A 15,483-nucleotide genomic window follows, 5' to 3' on the forward strand; every position below is an offset into this window, starting at 1 on the left:
TCATCACCGACCTCGCCGTCCTCGACATCACCCACGACGGACTCCTCCTCACCCAAACCGCACCCGGCGTCGGCATCGACGAGATCAACGCCAAGACCGGCGCCGAGGTGGCTGTGGCGAAGGAACGCGCGTGAAGGGCGACGGCGACACCACCGGCGGGGGGAAACCCACCGCCCCCCGCCGCGACGACGGCATCCCCTCCCCGTGCATCGGTGTGGGCCAGGGCCGCACCCCCGCCCCCGAACGCTAGGACCCCGCATGGCTCTCACTCAGCACGACATCGACGTCGAGATCGCGGCCGAACACGCCGCCTACGAGAAGCGGGTGGCCGAGGGCGCGCCCGTCGAGCACCATCCGCGCCGCGACTACGCCCCGTACCGCTCCTCCGTGCTGCGCCACCCCCGGCAGCCGCCGATCACGATCGACGTCGGCCAGGACCCCGAGATGGTGGAACTGTCCTCCCCGGCCTTCGGCGAGCGCGACATCACCGAGATCGACAACGACCTCACCCGGCATCACCGCGGCGAGCCCATAGGCGAGCGGATCACCGTCTCCGGGCGGCTCCTTGACCGCGCCGGACACCCGGTTCGCGGCCAGCTCGTCGAGATCTGGCAGGCGAACTCCGCCGGGCGCTACGCGCACCGGCGCGAGCAGCACGACGCCCCGCTGGACCCCAACTTCACGGGCGTGGGCCGTACGGTCACCGACGCCAGCGGCTTCTACCGCTTCACCACCATCCAGCCCGGGCCCTACCCCTGGCGCAACCATGTGAACGCCTGGCGCCCGGCGCACATCCACTTCTCGCTCTTCGGGAGCGCCTTCACCCAGCGGCTCGTGACGCAGATGTACTTCCCGAACGACCCGCTCTTCCCGTACGACCCGATCCTGCAGTCCGTGACCGACGACGCCGCCCGGCAGCGGCTGATCGCGACGTACGACCACAGCCTCTCGGTGCCCGAGTTCTCACTCGGTTACCACTGGGACATCGTGCTCGACGGCCCGAACGCCACCTGGATCGAGGAAGGACGCTGACCTGCCATGACGAAGATCGACACAAGCAGGCCGGAGAACGTGCTGCCCACCCCCTCGCACACGGTCGGCCCCTTCTACGGATACGCGCTGCCGTTCCCGGGCGGCGGTGAGATCGCGCCGCCCGGCCGGCCCGACACCATCACGATCCAGGGATACGTCCTCGACGGCGAGGGCCGCCCTCTGCCGGACGCGCTCGTGGAACTGTGGGGGCCCGATCCCGAGGGCAGACTGCCCACCGTCGACGGCGCGATGCGGCGCGATGCGGCGACCGGTGGCCATCTGGGCCGCAACGGCGTGGAGTTCACCGGCTGGGGCCGGATCCAGACCGACGCGAACGGCCATTGGTACGCCCGTACGCTGCGCCCCGGCGCACGCGGTCGCAGCGCCCCGTACATCAGTGTGTGCGTGTTCGCTCGCGGCCTGCTCACGCACCTGTTCACCCGGATCCACCTGCCGGACGACGAGGCGGCGCTCGCCGCGGACCCGCTGCTGTCCCGGCTCGACGAGAAGCGCCGCGACACGCTGATCGCGGTGGCCGAGGGCAACGGCACGTACCGTTTCGACATCCGCCTTCAAGGCGAAGGCGAGACGGTCTTCCTGGAGTTCCAGTGACATCCGACACCGGCCTGCTCGCCCCCGGGTGGGTCGGCTCCCCCGCCGCGGACACGACGAGCGACACCGCCTGGCTGCGGGCCATGCTCGACGCGGAGGTCGCGCTGACCCGGGCCCTGGCCTCGTCGGGCCTGGCTCCCGCGGCGGCGGCCGCCGCGGTGGCCGAGGCGGCCCGTAGGAACCGTTTCGACGTGTGCTCCATCGCCCGGCGCGCCCGGGCCGGCGGGAACCCGGTCATCCCCCTGGTCGCCGATCTGACCGAGGCGGTGGGCGCGGAGCACGGGCCGTACGTGCACCGGGGAGCGACCAGTCAGGACATCCTGGACACGGCGACGATGCTGGTCGCCGTGCGCACGCTCGACCCGGTCCTGGCCGACCTCGAGCGCACCCAGACGGCGCTGGCCGAGCTCGCCGCGCGCCACCGGGACACGGTCATGCCCGGGCGCACGCTCACCCAGCACGCCGTGCCGACGACGTTCGGCCTGAAGGCGGCGGGCTGGCGGTCGCTGGTACTGGACGCCCGGGACCGCGTGCGCACCGTCCGGGACGGCCTGCCCGCCCAGCTCGGCGGTGCGGCCGGCACCCTGGCCGCGTTCACCGCGTACGGCGCGGACGACCCACGGGCGCTCACGGCCGCGTACGCACAAGAACTCCGGCTCGCCGACCCGGTCCTGCCCTGGCACAGCCTGCGTACTCCGATCGCCGATCTCGCGGGCGGACTCGCCTTCACGGCCGGGGCCCTCGGCAAGCTCGCCGCGGACGTCCTGACCCTCGGCCGCACCGAGATCGCCGAGGTGGGCGAGGCCGCGGGCGGCGGATCCTCCGCGATGCCGCACAAAGCGAACCCCGTGCGGGCGACGCTGATCGCGGCCGCGGCCCGACGGGCGCCGCAACTGGCGGCAACGCTGTACGGATCGCTGACCGCCGAGGACGAACGTCCCGCCGGGGCCTGGCACGCCGAGTGGGAGCCGCTGCGCGATCTGCTGCGGCTGGTCGGCGGCGCCGCCCGCGACGGGGCCGAACTGGCCGAGGGTCTGCAGGTGGACGAGGAGTCCATGCGCCGGCATCTGTTCCTCACCCACGGGTTGATCGTCTCGGAGCGGCTGGCGGCCGAGCTGACTCCGCTGCTGGGCCGCGCCCGCGCCAGGGAGCTGCTCGACGAGGTCGCCAGGCGCGCCCGGACGGAGAGCCGAAGCCTCGCCGAACTTCTCTCCGCGGATGCGGAGTTGAAGGAAATCGACCTCGAGGGTCCCACTGACCCGGCCCAGTACACCGGCTCCGCCGGATCCCTCACCGACCGTGCCCTGGAGCGTTCGTGACCGACATGCTGCCGCACCACCGTGCCGAGGGCGCCCACACCGCTCCCCCGCTGTTCCTCGGTTCGTCGCTCGGCACCTCCTACGCCCTGTGGGACAGGGTCGCGCCCGAACTGTCCGCTGACCATCGGGTGATCCGCTGGGATCTGCCCGGCCACGGCGGTTCGGCGCCGGGCCTCATCGGTCCCGGGGCGACGGTCGCGGATCTCGCGGGGCTGGTGCTGGCGCTCGCGGACGCCCTGGACGTGGAGCGCTTCGCCTACGCCGGAGTGTCACTGGGGGGTGCGGTGGGACTGCATCTGGCCGTGCACCACCCCGAACGGATCTCGTCGCTGGCCGTCCTCTGCTCGTCCGCGCACTTCAACGGCGCGCGGCCGTGGGAGGAGCGGGCCGCCCTGGTGCGCAGGGAGGGCCTGGCCCCGGTCGCGGCGACCGCCGAAGCCCGCTGGTTCACGGACGGGTTCACCGTGCCGCGGCTCGTGCAGGACCACCGCGACGCAAACCCGGCCGCGTATGCCGCCTGCTGTGACGCACTGGCCGCCTTCGACATCCGTGACCGGCTGGCATCGATCACCGCGCCGACGCTGCTGATCGCGGGACGGAAGGACCCTGCGACACCACCGGCCCATCTCCGGGAGATCGCGGACGCGGTGCCCGGCGCCGCGCTCGTCGAGATTCCCGGAGCCTCGCACCTGGCGCCCGCGCAGTGCCCGAAGGCCGTCCTGACGGCGCTGCGTGCGCACTTCTCGGGAGCCTCCGGATACGGCATGCAGGTGCGCCGCGAGGTCCTCGGTGACGCCCATGTGGACCGGGCGCAGACGCGTCAGACGCCCTTCACCGCCCGGTTCCAGGACTTCATCTCGCGCTACGCCTGGGGCGAGATCTGGACGGACCCCACGCTCTCGCGCCGGGAACGCAGCATGATCACGCTGACCGCGCTCGTCGCCCACGGGCACCTCGACGAGCTTGCCATGCATGTCACGGCGGCCCGGCGCAACGGGCTGACACCGCAGGAGATCGGCGCGGTACTGCTGCAGACCGCCGTCTACTGTGGCGTTCCGGCCGCGAACTCCGCGTTCGCGGTGGCGCAGCGGGTGCTCGCGGAGGAGGACTCGCCCGAAGGGTGATCCTGCCGGTCGTAGCTTCAGCAGGGCCACCCGACCACGCGGGACGGTGCCTAGGCTGAAGGCATGTCCACTGTTCTGATCACCGGTGCCACCTCAGGTCTCGGCCGGTATGTCGCCTTCGAGTTGGTCCGCTCGGGGCACCTGGTCCTCGCCCACGGAAGGGACGCGGCCCGCACCGAACGGCTCGTCGAGGAGCTGCGCACCGAGGGCGAGGCGCAGGGCTTCGTCGCGGACCTGGCCTCGCTCGCCGAGGTGCGGCGCCTCGGCGCGGAGGTGAGCGCGGCGCAGCCCCGCCTCGACGTCCTGATCAACAACGCGGGTCTGGGCGGCGGTCCGCGCGGCTCGGAACGGGAGATCAGTGCCGACGGTCACGAACTGCGGCTCGCCGTCAACTACCTGGCGCCCGTCGTGCTCACCCGTGCACTGCTGCCCGTTCTGCGGGCGAACGCCCCCGCCCGGATCGTCAACGTGGGCTCCGCGGGCCAGGAGCCGCTGGACTTCGACGACCCGGAGCTGACACGCGGCTACAGCGGCCTCTCGGCCTACTGCCGCAGCAAGTTCGCCCTGGCCGCGTACACGTTCACACTGGCCGAGGAGCTGCACGGCAGCGGTGTGTCGGTCAACGTCCTGCACCCGGCGACCTACATGGACACCGCGATGGTCCGTGAGGGCGGCATCACCCCCTGGAACAGCGTGGCCGACGGCGCGCCCGGGGTGCTGGCCCTGGCGACCCGGGACGCGGGCACCGGCGGCTACTTCGACGGCACCCGTCCGGCACGGGCGCACGAGCGGGCGTACGACGGGGAGACGCGGAAGCGTCTGGAGACCGTGACCGGTCAGCTGCTGGCGCTGTGACGGGCGGTCAGCGCAGCCCCCTGCCGTGGTCCAGCACCTCCTGCGCCCGCGCCGCCAGCCCGTCTGCGCCGCACGACCGCGCCAGTGTCAGTCCACGGTTGAGCTCGGCCACCGATTTCGCGGCGATCCCGTACTCGACCCGGGCCGCCGCGTGCTCGTAGGCGCAGGGCGAGGACTCCAGGTAGGTCACCGCCTGGGCGTGCAGCGCCACCGAGCGCTGGCCCGTCTCCAGTGCGGCGGCGACCCGGAGGGCCTCGCCGATCGCCGTGTCGGTGCCGAGGAGCTCCGCCTGCTGCCGCGCCGTCGCGGCCAGTTCGGCCGCGCGGCGCGGGTCGTCGGAGACCAGCGCACGGGCGAGGTCACCCGCCCAGGGGGCCAGCACCGGATTGCGGCCACGTCCGGCGCAGGCCTTCTCGGCGGCCTCCAGTTCGTTGACGCCCTCCTTGGTCCGGCCCACGGCGATCAGCAGCCGGCCGCGCACGGAGCGGGTGTCGGGCAGCACGATCGTGGACGGGTAGGGCGGGGCGAAGCCGTAGCGCTCCGCGATCGACCAGGCCTCCTCCACATGTCCGCGGGCGAGCAGCGTGTCGACGAGTCCACAGGTCGACGACCAGTACAGGGGCAGTCCGCGGCCGACGCGCTCGGCGAGGCGCAGTGACTCGCGCAGGGACGCCTCCGCGTCCCTCAGACGGCCCCGCCTGCGATGGGCGAGCCCGACATAGGCATGGGCCAGGGAGAGATGACCGCCGCTCCAGCCGGCCGTCTCATAGGCGCGCAGGGCCTCGGTGAACAGGCTCTCGGCGCGGTCGAGGCGGTCCGTGTAGGCATAGGCGCTGCCGAGCATCAGGAGCAGTTCGATGCCCCATGCGCTGTCGGTCCAGCCGAGTCCGGGGGCCAGCCGGCCGTTGACGAGGGCGCGGTCGCACAGCTCCACGACCTCCTCGGCGCTCTCACCGTGGGTCATCGCGTCGAAGCCGCGCAGGATGAGCAGGGCGCGCTCGGAGTTGTCCCGCCCGGTGCAGGTGGCGGCGAGTTCGGCCAGTTCCCGGGAGCGGGCCGGGGAGTCCTCCTCCGCCGCGTGGATGCCCTCCCACATGTAGTGCACCGCCTGCAGGCGCATGCGCGCGGGGCCGGGCTCGAGCCGGGCGGCCTCCTCGTCGACGGTGCGAATGGCCTCGTCCAGCTGGTCGTTGTGCAGCAGTGCCTGGGACAGCCGGTAGACGGCGCTCACCCGGTCGCCGCCCTCCAGGCCCGGCATGGCGAGTGCCGCCTGGAGGTACTCGATGGTGGTGGAAGGCGAGGTCAGCAGAGTGGCGCAGCCAAGTTCGTAGAGCACATGGGGGTGGACCTCCGGCAGCGGAGGCTCCAGCAGGGCCCGCTCGAGACAGCGGCGGGCGGCCTCGGGCGCGCCGACCGCGAGGTGCTCGCGCGCGGCCTCACGCATCTGCTCGACGAGTTCCTCGTCGTCGTCCGGATGGACCTCGAGGAGGTGGCGGGAGGCGGCCGCCGCACCGAGTCCCGAGTCGGTGACGACCTGTGCGGCGATGCCGTGCATCGCGGTGCGCAGTCCGTCGGGGATCGACCGGTAGACGGCGCTGGCGATCAGCGGGTGCACGAACTCCAGCTCGCCGCCGTCCGCCTGGCGGTTGGCCGCGTCCGGCTCGGTGAGGATGCGGGCCGCGCTCAGGAGTTCCGCGCAGCGCACCGCCTCCGCGGGACGCATCGTTGCGAGGCGGGCCACCAGGTCCACGGTGATGCCGGTGCCGAGGATGGCCGCGGCCCAGGCGAACCGGGTGGCCTCGATGCCGAGGCCTTCCAGCCGGGCCACCAGGCCGTGGCCGCGGGCCGAGCGGTTCAGGCCGCGCAGTTCGGCGGCGGACGACTCGACCGGTTCCAGCTGGCTGTCCTGCACCTTGGCGAGGAGTTCGACCGTCTCGTAGGGGTTGCCCCCGGTCACGGCCCACACCTCGCGGCAGAACGGGGCGTCGGCGTGTGCGCCGACTGTGGCCCGGGTGAGTCCCGCGGCGGCATCGGGGGTGAGCGCCGTCAGCGTGGTGAGCGGGAGGCGGGCGGCCGCGGCGATCGTCTCCAGATGGCGTTCGCTCTCGCCGGAGACCTCACCGGGGCGGCGGGCGACGACGACGAGGACACGCAGTTCGTCGAGGCGCTCGCAGAAGGCCGCGAGCCAGTGGAGGGTCTCCTGGTCGGCCCAGTGCGCGTCGTCGATGAGCAGGACCAGCGGCCATTCCCGCTTGGCGAGCCGGGAGACGGCCGCGACCAGCCCGTCGCACACACCCTGCGGGTCGGCCTGGCGCTCACCGGGGTCGGTTATCCCGAGGGCGGGGCCGGCGACCTCGTACCAGTCGCCCAGGTACTCGCGCGCCTCCTCCGGCATCAGTGAGACGAGCGCGGGCTGCAGCAACTGCCGTACGACATTGAACGGAACGGACGTGACGGTCTCGCCGCCGCGCGCCGACCACACTGTGCACCCGCGGCGTTCGGCGATGCGGCGTGTCTCGGCGAGGAGCGCGGTCTTGCCGATGCCGGCCTCCCCGCCGAACATCAACAGGCTCCCCATCTCCGTCGGCGAGGAATCGTCGCGCAGGGCGTCGATCGCATCGGTGACGACGGCGAGTTCCGCGTCGCGTTCCCACAGGGAAGCCGAGGCGGCCCCGCCGGGCCCTGCCTCCGTCATCCCGGTACCTCCCCAGATCGCCCAAACGACGTACAGGCATCGAGCCTAGTCTCCCGCGGGCCCCGACGGAGCCAGGTCGTGACACCTGTTGCCGTGACGGGTGACGCGGGGTGTCCGGGGGCGACGCCGATGGCGGCCGACCAGGTCCGATGAAAGTTATTGACAGTAAAGCCCGTTGGAAATGAGGCAAACTTTCCCACGGGGTCACGGCATCCGAAAGGCCCGTGCACGATCGTCCTCGCCCACGACCCGGCCACTCGCACGACACGGGCGGGACATCCCCGAACCGGCCTGGTCACCGGGGAGTTGAGCAACTCGCGCGCGGAGAGCGGGATCGGCGTCCGCGCCCGCTCCGCCGGCGTGATCGGGGCTCGCTCCCGCACCCCGCAGGGCTGCGGACACGAGATGGCGTCAGCCCTCTTCGCACTCGCGTTCCCCCTCGGGCGTCCGGAACCGGGGCCTCCGGCAGGCCGGCGACCGAATCGGGGGCCGTCCGGCGCGACGGCATTCGATCAAGGAAAGCCGGCGTTCCGGGTGCGGAGGCGCGCTCGTGCCGCGGTCGGGCGGCGCGCCGGTTTCCCGGCGTACGGGGACGCTCTCATCCGTCTTTCACGCATGCCTCATACGGTGGATCCATGACGCAGGTGACTCCTCCCGGGTGGTACCCCGACCCGGGGCAGACAAGTGACGCGCCCGCCACCGAGCGCTGGTGGGACGGATCGGCATGGACGGACCGGACCCGCCTCGCGGAACCGTCCGCCGCGTGGGGTCCGCCGACGGTCGTCGCCCAGCCGGGCGCCCCGTTCGGCGTCGGCCCGTATCCGGGCGCGGCACCCGCGCCCGCACGGCGCCGTGGGCGCACCGCGGTGGCCGTCGCGGCGGCGATCCTGGTCCTCGCGGGAGTCGGCGGCGGCGTGTACGCGCTCACCGCGGACGACGGCGGCAGCGGAAACACGGCGCGCTCCGAGGCCCCCGGCGGGCAGGGCGACCGGGGCGGCCCCTTCGGCGGCCAGGGAGGTCCCTTCGGGGACCAGGGCGGATCCGGTGGTTCGGGCGGTTCCGGCGGTCCGGGCGGTTCCGGGGGCTCCGACGGGCAGACGCCCGCACCCGGCGAACCCGGGGGGCCGCAGTCCGAGGACGGATACGCCCTCGACCCGTTCAACGGCATCAGCATCCCCGTGCCGGACGGCTGGAGCGGCGGGATGATCGACGGAGGGGCGACCGTCCAGTCCAAGGGCGAGTACAAGTGCCCCGGCGACCCGTCGAAGACGTGCAGCACCGGAGGGGCGTACTCGGCTTCCGCCGACGCGCAGGGGCTGGCGGCCGCCACGGCGGAGGCGGCGGCGAAGCAGGACATCGCCAAGAACGCCGAGGAGTCCTACGGCGGCAATTCCTACGGCGGGATCACCTCGCACCAGGTGCTGGCCTCCAAGGCGGTGACCGTGGCCGGTCAGCAGGGCTACATGGTCCGCTGGAAGGCGATCACCAAGACCGGCGCCGACGGCTACGTCGAGTCCCTGGTCTTCCCGTCGCCGGCCGACACAAAGCACCTGGTCGTCGTCCGTTTCGGCATAGACGTGGGGGCGAACGCCCCCGCGCCCTCCGTTCTCGACCAGATCACCAAGGGCATCAAGTCCGCCTCGGTGAGCGGCAACGGGCAGAACGCCTGAGCCGCTTCGGCCTCCCCGCCCGGCCGGATGCCATGCGGCCGGGCGGGGTTCCCCTCCGCTCAAGGGGAACCCCACCCGGCCGGGGTGGTGCGCCGCCCCCGTCCCCACGGTGCGGCGCGAACAGGCCGTCGTCCGGTCATCCCGCGGACGACGACCTGCGTCTCAGGTGAGTCCGAGCCCCGGAAGCATCACCGCGTCCACGAAGCGTGTGAGATATTCCTCATCCGCGTGCCGCCCCTCGAGGATCGGACGCAGTCGCAGCAGGCCCAGCAACTGCGCGGGGATGTACTCCAGTGCCGGATGGTCGGCCGGCACCTCCCCGCGTTCCACACCGCGGCGAACGATCTCCTGCAGCGCCCTGATCTCGGGCTCCACAAGGGTCTCCCGCAGCGCCTGGGCGAGTTCCCGGTCCTGCATGACGGCGGGACCGAGGGCCTGGAACAGCGCGCTGTCGCGACGCGACCACTCCGCGGCGGCCTGCGCCGCGGCACGCAGGTCCCCGGCGAAGGAGCCGGTGTCGATGCCCGAGATCCGCACGCAGCGGGTGGCTCTGAGGGCGGCCGCCACGAACTGGGGCTTCGTCTTCCACTGCCGGTACAGCGTCGACTTGCTGCACCGGGTGCTGGCGGCCACACCCTCCATCGTGACGGCCTCGTAGCCGCAGCTGCGGATCTGCTCGAGAACGGCGTCGAAGAACTCCCGCTCCCGTTCGGGCGTGATCTTGGAACGGCGCGAGGCGGCAACCGTGTCCGGTGCATCCGCTGCCTGCGACGTCATGACGTGGCTCCTCGGTCGTGGCCCCGGCCCGTGGGCCGCTTCACACCAGTATATCGATACGCCAGTGTACCGGTACGGGAGCGTATCGGTACACTGGCGTATCGATGAGCCTTGGACAGGACCCACTCGTCTGTCGAGTGGACCCTTTCCTGGGCTCACCACGCACCACCCCACGCACGTACCGTCAGCAAAGGGGCCGGGGGATGCATTCCCGTACCGAGCCTGAAGGAGACGGAGCCGCCGCAATACGGCGGCCTCCCCTCATCCGCGAGCTCCTGCTGGTCGCAGGGCTCTTCCTCGTCTACAAGTTCGGCCGTCAGTTGGCGAACGGCCACACGGCCGAGGCCTTCCACAACGCACACCGGGTCTGGCACTGGGAGCGCTCCCTCCATCTGCCGGGCGAGAGCGACGTGCAGTCCGTGCTGCTGCACGGCGACACCCTCGTCCGCGCCGCGAACACCTATTACGTCGCCGTCCACTTCACGGCCACCGCGATCTTCCTGGCCTGGCTCTATCTGCGGCGCCCCGAGCACTACCTGTGGGCCCGCCGCATCCTCGCCCTGCTGACCGGGGCGGCGCTGGCACTGCACCTCACGTTTCCGCTCGCCCCTCCGCGGATGCTCGACGTGGCCCATCTGGTGGACACCGGTCAGGCGTACGGACCGACCGTGTACGGGGCGAAGCCGGCGGCCGACTCGATGGCCAACCAGTTCGCCGCCATGCCCTCACTGCACTTCGGCTGGGCACTGATGGTCGCGATCGGGCTGATCGCGGCGACCCGGTCCCGCTGGCGGTGGCTGTGGCTGCTGCATCCGCTGCTGACCCTGGTCGTGATCGTCGGCACGGCCAACCACTACTGGCTGGACGCCGTCGTCGCCGCCGTGCTGCTCTGCATCGCACTGAACATGGTCCACGCCCCGTCGCCGACCTCGCGGGGAACGACCGGAGTGGTGCCGCGTCCGGTGCCGTCGCCGCGACGGGTCGGGCCCACGAGGGCCGACGGCCCCGGCCTGGTGGGAGCCGGCCGATGAGCGCCACGGTCCTCGCCGTCGTCCTGTCCCTGTTCTCCGCCGTCGCGTACGCGGCCGCCGCCGTCGCCCAGGAGCGGCTCGCGGCGCGCACCTCCGGCGCCGGTGTGCTGCGGCTGTTGCGGCACCCCGCCTGGTGGTGGTCGGTCGTGCTGAACGCCTCCGCCGCGCTTCTGCACGTCGCCGCCCTCAAGTTCGGTCCGCTGACGCTGGTCCAGCCGCTGGGCGCGCTCACGCTGGTGGCGGCGGTGCCGCTGGGCGCGCGGGTCGCGGGCCGCAGGGTCAGCAGGGTCGAGTGGCGGGGCACCGCGCTCACTCTGATCGGTCTCGCGGCGCTGCTGGTGACGGCGTCCGGACCCGAACCCGACGACATACTGAGCCCGCCGGAGGCACTGGCCGTGGCGGGCACCACCGCCGCCCTGATCGGCCTGCTGACCCTGCCCGGCTCCCGGCTCCGCCCCGTCGGCGGGACAGCCGCCGGTTCCCGTACCGGGCTTCGGCACGCGACCGCGTCGGGCTTCGCCTCCGGTGTCGCCTCGGCTCTCACCCAGACGGTGACGGTGGCGGCGACGGACCGTTCGGGATCGCTGCTCAGCCCGCAGGTCGTCGTGGTCGCGCTGCTGGTGGCCGCGTTCGCGACGGGCGGTCTGCTGCTGTCGCAGACGGCGTACCGGGGCGGTCTCGGTGGACCGCTCGCCCTGGTGACCCTCGCCAACCCCGTGGCGGCGGCGGTGATCGGCCTCTCCCTGCTGGGCGAACGCCTTCAGGGCGGGGCGGCGGGCGTACTCCTCGCCCTGGCCGGCGCGGCGCTCGCCTCGTGGGGTGTGGTGGCGCTGTCGCGGTCGGCGCCCGAGCCCGTCGTGGCGCCCGCGGACGAGGACCATCCGGTGGCGGCGGTGCTCGCCCTTGAGTCCCTGACGCTCCCCTACGAAGGCCCCCTGGTGCCGAAGCAACCGGCGCCCACGCCGCCGGAGCACCTGACGGCGATGTAGGACGAACGGCGGCCGGAGCGTGTGTGCACGCTCCGGCCGCCGTGATGGTCCGCCGCGGTCCGGGAGACTCAGCCGAACCCGCGGGAGTCCTGCTTCAGTGCCGTGTCGACGGTGAGCGCGGTGGCCACGACCAGGCTCAGCAGGGGCTCGGGCAACTGGTAGTGGATCTGCAGGACGTAGTTGTCCGCGGTCGTGAACATTGTCTTCGCCAGGCCCTCCCAGGTCTTCGTGATCCGCGCGACCTCGTTCTCGGCGTGGTCGACGATCGCGAAGTTCCAGGCGCGCCAGTTCTCCGCCTTGATCGCGCCGACCTGCCGGCCGTTCGCGATCATCGCGAAGTTGATCTTTCCGATTATGTTCTGCTGGACGATCTCACCGACGGGCTGTCCGTCCGGACGCTCCACGACCACCCGGGACTTCAGGAACTTCGCGGGCCGGATCAGCACCAGCTGCGGCTGCCCGTGGGCGTCCCGGATCTCCAGCTTGTGGGTCAGGAACTGGTCCACACTGGAGACGAAGCGCAGGGCCTTCTTCAGCACGCTCTGCCCGATCTCGGTGACCGAGCCGATCTGGTTGCCGTTCTGGTCGAAGACGCTGTACTCGTTCGTCAGCTCGATCAGTTTGGCCTTCTGGTTCACGACCAGCACCGGTTCGGTGAACAGCGTGCCGCCGCCGGAGCCGCTCGCGGCGACTCCGGCCTGCTGCTGCACCTGACGCTGTACGCGCGGGTCCGGCGCCGCGGCCTGCTGCTGCGCATACGCCTGCTGCGGCACCTGGCCCTGGCCCTGGCCCTCGGCCTGGGTGTGCTGGGTCCACTGGGCGCCGTCCCAGTACCGCAGGGTACGGGGCGCGCCGTGCGGGTCCGGGTACCAGCCCGCAGGAGTGTTCGATTGCGTGGTCACCGGGGCACACTACCCCGAGCACACCGGTAACCGGCGAGCCCCCCACAACACCGGATCCATGGCGCGTACGGCGTCGGCACCATGTCTACTTCGCGGCGATCGCGGGATCGCTCACGCCCGGCTGTCCGTTCTCGACGTGTCCGGCGAGACGGCGCAGGAAGGACGGGTCGGCGTCGGAGGTGACGGTCAGGTCGTACCAGCGCCGGCTCGCCTTCAGGTCGACGGTGTACTTCACGGTGTCGTGGGAGCGCACCGTGAACGTCTTCGCCTTCCCGCCGTATCCGTCGCCGACCTTCAGCTTCACCGTGCGGGAGCCCTTGTTCACAAGGGTCAGCTCGATGTCGTCGCCGATGTACCGCGCGCCGACCTCGGGACCCGCCTGCTTGCCGGGTCCCTTGAAGACGCGCAGGAAGCCGTTCGGCCCGTGCACGGTCAGGTCGTAGGACCCTCCGGAGTACGCGGAGTTCCACGTGTCCGACAGCGTCTTGCCGGCTGCCGTGGTGTAGGTCCAGGGGCCGTCGGTGCGGTTGCCGGAGGTGACGAGGAACGCGGCACCCGCGTGTGCACCGGAGGCGAACGTCAACGTGAACTTTCCGGCTGCGGGGTCCGAGGAGCCCGTCACGACCGGCGCGTACCCGAGCGGGCGGGCGGGCCGCAGTCCGCGCTCCTGCTTGGGCAGGACCGAGTCGGCGGGCGGGGTGGGCACGAAGTCGGGGTGACGGTCGCGGTCCGGCGGCTCGTAGCCGTCCGTGGCCGGCAGCGACACCGGCTTGGTGTCCTTGCGCGAGAAGTCGAACGCCGAGGTCAAGTCACCGCAGACGGCACGCCGCCAGGGCGAGATGTTCGGCTCGTGGACGCCGAAACGGCTCTCCATGAACCGGATCACGGACGTGTGGTCGAACGTCTCGGAGCAGACGTAACCGCCCTTGCTCCACGGCGAGACGACAAGCATCGGCACACGCTGGCCGAGTCCGTAGGGACCGGCGACATGGGAGGCGTCGCCCGCGAGGACGTCCGGGCCGGCGTCGACCGTGGACTTGCCCTGCGCGGCGGAGGCCGGCGGGAACGGCGGGACCAGGTGGTCGAAGAAGCCGTCGTTCTCGTCGTACGTGATGAACAGGGCAGTCTTGGCCCACACCTGCGGGTCCGAGGTGAGCGCGTCGAGGACCTGGGAGACGTACCAGGCGCCGTAGTTCGCGGGCCAGTTGGGGTGCTCCGTGAAGGCCTCGGGGGCGACGACCCAGGAGATCTGGGGCAGCTTGCCGCCCTTGACGTCCGCCTTGAGCCGGTCGAAGAAGCCCTCGCCCTTGCGGGCGTCGGTGCCGGTACGGGCCTTGTCGTACAGCGGGTCGCCCGGCTTGGCGTTGCGGTACTGGTTGAAGTACAGCAGCGAGTTGTCGCCGTAGTTGCCCCGGTAGGCGTCCTCGATCCAGCCCCAGCCGCCGGCCGCGTCCAGGCCGTCGCCGACGTCCTGGTAGATCTTCCAGGAGACCCCCGCCTTCTCCAGGCGCTCGGGGTAGGTGGTCCAGCCGTAACCCGCCTCGTCGTTGCCGAGGACCGGGCCGCCGCCCTTGCCGTCGTTGCCGGTGTAACCCGTCCACATGTAGTAGCGGTTCGGGTCGGTGGAACCGATGAACGAGCAGTGGTACGCGTCGCAGATGGTGAAGGCGTCGGCGAGCGCGTAGTGGAAGGGTATGTCCTCACGCTGCAGGTACGCCATCGTCGTCGAGGACTTGGCGGGCACCCACTTGTCGTACTTGCCACCGTTGAAAGCGGCATGGCCGTCGTTCCAGCCGTGCGGGAGGTCCTGGATGAAGGCCAGGCCCAGGTCGTCGGCGTCGGGCCGGAAGGGGAGGATGTCCTTCGACCCGTCCGACTGGTGCCAGACCGACTTGCCGTTCGGCAGGGTTACGGGGCGCGGGTCGCCGAAGCCGCGGACGCCTCGGAGCGTGCCGAAGTAGTGGTCGAAGGAGCGGTTCTCCTGCATCAGGACGACGATGTGCTCGACGTCCTCGATCGTGCCGGAGCGGTGGTGCGCGGGAAGGGCCGCGGCGCGCTCAATGCTGTTGGAGAGCGCGGTGAACGCGGCGGTACCGCCCGCGAGTTGGAGGAATCGGCGCCGGTTGACCTCGGGCATGACTGAACGACCTCTCATCCTTGTGCGGATGGCCGGAACATGAGGAAATGTGTGCGCAGCGAGTGTTCCAAGGGCAACAAACGTCAAGGAAGGGTTCGATGGCGCGCATGTGAATGTCGCCGGTACAAGTGGTGTTTCTGTGCGCAGCACAGGCCGCCAGGTGGCGCTTCACCGCAGGTCAAAGAGCTGAACGCGCCTGCCATGACGATGACTTGTCCGGAGAGGTTGCCGCCGCGGGCTCCGTCGGGGACTCCCTGTGGACGCGTCCGGCGCAGGCGGTGGCGGGGTCTCGCACGACCGCGGATGAGGACCGCCGGGTCCGCCGAGGGACACTCGACTG

The 15,483-nt window shown here is 71.7% G+C and carries 12 protein-coding genes; 8 read left to right on the forward strand and 4 right to left on the reverse strand.

All coding sequences use genetic code 11. From position 1 onward, the window contains the following. Positions 1-258: 258 nt before the first annotated feature. The 5 genes from pcaH (at position 259) to ADL25_RS34315 (ending at position 4,942) form a co-directional block, all read left to right on the forward strand. Positions 259-1,032 carry a protocatechuate 3,4-dioxygenase subunit beta gene (gene pcaH / locus ADL25_RS34295; RefSeq protein WP_059131805.1) on the forward strand — a complete coding sequence of 258 codons (774 nt, stop codon included), beginning with the start codon at positions 259-261 and terminating at the stop codon, positions 1,030-1,032. A 6-nt stretch (positions 1,033-1,038) separates the two neighbouring features. Beyond that, positions 1,039-1,644, forward strand: coding sequence for a protocatechuate 3,4-dioxygenase subunit alpha (gene pcaG / locus ADL25_RS34300; RefSeq protein WP_059131806.1), 606 nt, complete (start codon positions 1,039-1,041; stop codon positions 1,642-1,644). After that, positions 1,641-2,963: a 3-carboxy-cis,cis-muconate cycloisomerase gene (gene pcaB / locus ADL25_RS34305; RefSeq protein WP_059131807.1), complete on the forward strand. Its 1,323-nt coding sequence runs from the start codon at positions 1,641-1,643 to the stop codon at positions 2,961-2,963. The genes pcaG and pcaB overlap by 4 nt, the downstream gene beginning before the upstream one ends. A 5-nt stretch (positions 2,964-2,968) precedes the next feature. After that, a complete protein-coding gene (gene pcaD / locus ADL25_RS34310; protein WP_402527741.1) occupies positions 2,969-4,087 on the forward strand; it encodes a 3-oxoadipate enol-lactonase in 1,119 nt (372 codons plus the stop codon). 63 nt (positions 4,088-4,150) lie between these two features. Next, positions 4,151-4,942, forward strand: coding sequence for an SDR family NAD(P)-dependent oxidoreductase (locus ADL25_RS34315; protein ID WP_059131809.1), 792 nt, complete (start codon positions 4,151-4,153; stop codon positions 4,940-4,942). Positions 4,943-4,949: 7 nt separating this feature from the next. Here the strand turns inward: ADL25_RS34315 and ADL25_RS34320 are convergent, their stop codons facing one another. Then, a complete protein-coding gene (locus tag ADL25_RS34320; RefSeq protein ID WP_059131810.1) occupies positions 4,950-7,637 on the reverse strand; it encodes an ATP-binding protein in 2,688 nt (895 codons plus the stop codon). Positions 7,638-8,272: 635 nt separating this feature from the next. Here ADL25_RS34320 and ADL25_RS34325 point away from each other — a divergent pair. Beyond that, complete coding sequence (locus tag ADL25_RS34325) at positions 8,273-9,307, forward strand: DUF2510 domain-containing protein (RefSeq protein WP_059131811.1); 1,035 nt, start codon at positions 8,273-8,275, stop codon at positions 9,305-9,307. A 162-nt stretch (positions 9,308-9,469) separates the two neighbouring features. Here the strand turns inward: ADL25_RS34325 and ADL25_RS34330 are convergent, their stop codons facing one another. Next, positions 9,470-10,084, reverse strand: coding sequence for a TetR/AcrR family transcriptional regulator (locus ADL25_RS34330; RefSeq protein ID WP_059131812.1), 615 nt, complete (start codon positions 10,082-10,084; stop codon positions 9,470-9,472). Positions 10,085-10,287: 203 nt separating this feature from the next. Here ADL25_RS34330 and ADL25_RS34335 point away from each other — a divergent pair, with 203 nt between their 5' ends. After that, on the forward strand, positions 10,288-11,115 hold the full coding sequence (locus ADL25_RS34335; RefSeq protein WP_059131813.1) for a phosphatase PAP2 family protein: 828 nt from the start codon (positions 10,288-10,290) through the stop codon (positions 11,113-11,115). Further along, positions 11,112-12,104 (forward strand): DMT family transporter, encoded by a 993-nt coding sequence (locus ADL25_RS34340; RefSeq protein WP_059131814.1) that lies wholly within the window; start codon positions 11,112-11,114, stop codon positions 12,102-12,104. The genes ADL25_RS34335 and ADL25_RS34340 overlap by 4 nt, the downstream gene beginning before the upstream one ends. A gap of 68 nt (positions 12,105-12,172) precedes the next feature. Here ADL25_RS34340 and ADL25_RS34345 read toward each other — a convergent pair whose 3' ends face one another. Beyond that, a complete protein-coding gene (locus ADL25_RS34345; RefSeq protein ID WP_059131815.1) occupies positions 12,173-13,006 on the reverse strand; it encodes a phospholipid scramblase-related protein in 834 nt (277 codons plus the stop codon). An 85-nt stretch (positions 13,007-13,091) separates the two neighbouring features. Continuing rightward, positions 13,092-15,143: a phosphocholine-specific phospholipase C gene (locus ADL25_RS34350; RefSeq protein ID WP_059131816.1), complete on the reverse strand. Its 2,052-nt coding sequence runs from the start codon at positions 15,141-15,143 to the stop codon at positions 13,092-13,094. Between the last annotated feature and the right edge of the window lie 340 nt (positions 15,144-15,483).

Source organism: Streptomyces sp. NRRL F-5122, from assembly GCF_001507435.1.
GTDB lineage: Bacteria > Actinomycetota > Actinomycetes > Streptomycetales > Streptomycetaceae > Streptomyces > Streptomyces lannensis.

Coding starts and splice junctions, on each gene's coding strand:
- pcaH (WP_059131805.1), top strand. CDS start 259: ATGGCTCTCACTCAGCACGACATCGACGTCGAGATCGCGGCCGAACAC.
- pcaG (WP_059131806.1), top strand. CDS start 1,039: ATGACGAAGATCGACACAAGCAGGCCGGAGAACGTGCTGCCCACCCCC.
- pcaD (WP_402527741.1), top strand. CDS start 2,969: ATGCTGCCGCACCACCGTGCCGAGGGCGCCCACACCGCTCCCCCGCTG.
- ADL25_RS34315 (WP_059131809.1), top strand. CDS start 4,151: ATGTCCACTGTTCTGATCACCGGTGCCACCTCAGGTCTCGGCCGGTAT.
- ADL25_RS34320 (WP_059131810.1), bottom strand. CDS start 7,637: ATGACGGAGGCAGGGCCCGGCGGGGCCGCCTCGGCTTCCCTGTGGGAA.
- ADL25_RS34325 (WP_059131811.1), top strand. CDS start 8,273: ATGACGCAGGTGACTCCTCCCGGGTGGTACCCCGACCCGGGGCAGACA.
- ADL25_RS34330 (WP_059131812.1), bottom strand. CDS start 10,084: ATGACGTCGCAGGCAGCGGATGCACCGGACACGGTTGCCGCCTCGCGC.
- ADL25_RS34335 (WP_059131813.1), top strand. CDS start 10,288: ATGCATTCCCGTACCGAGCCTGAAGGAGACGGAGCCGCCGCAATACGG.
- ADL25_RS34340 (WP_059131814.1), top strand. CDS start 11,112: ATGAGCGCCACGGTCCTCGCCGTCGTCCTGTCCCTGTTCTCCGCCGTC.
- ADL25_RS34350 (WP_059131816.1), bottom strand. CDS start 15,143: ATGCCCGAGGTCAACCGGCGCCGATTCCTCCAACTCGCGGGCGGTACC.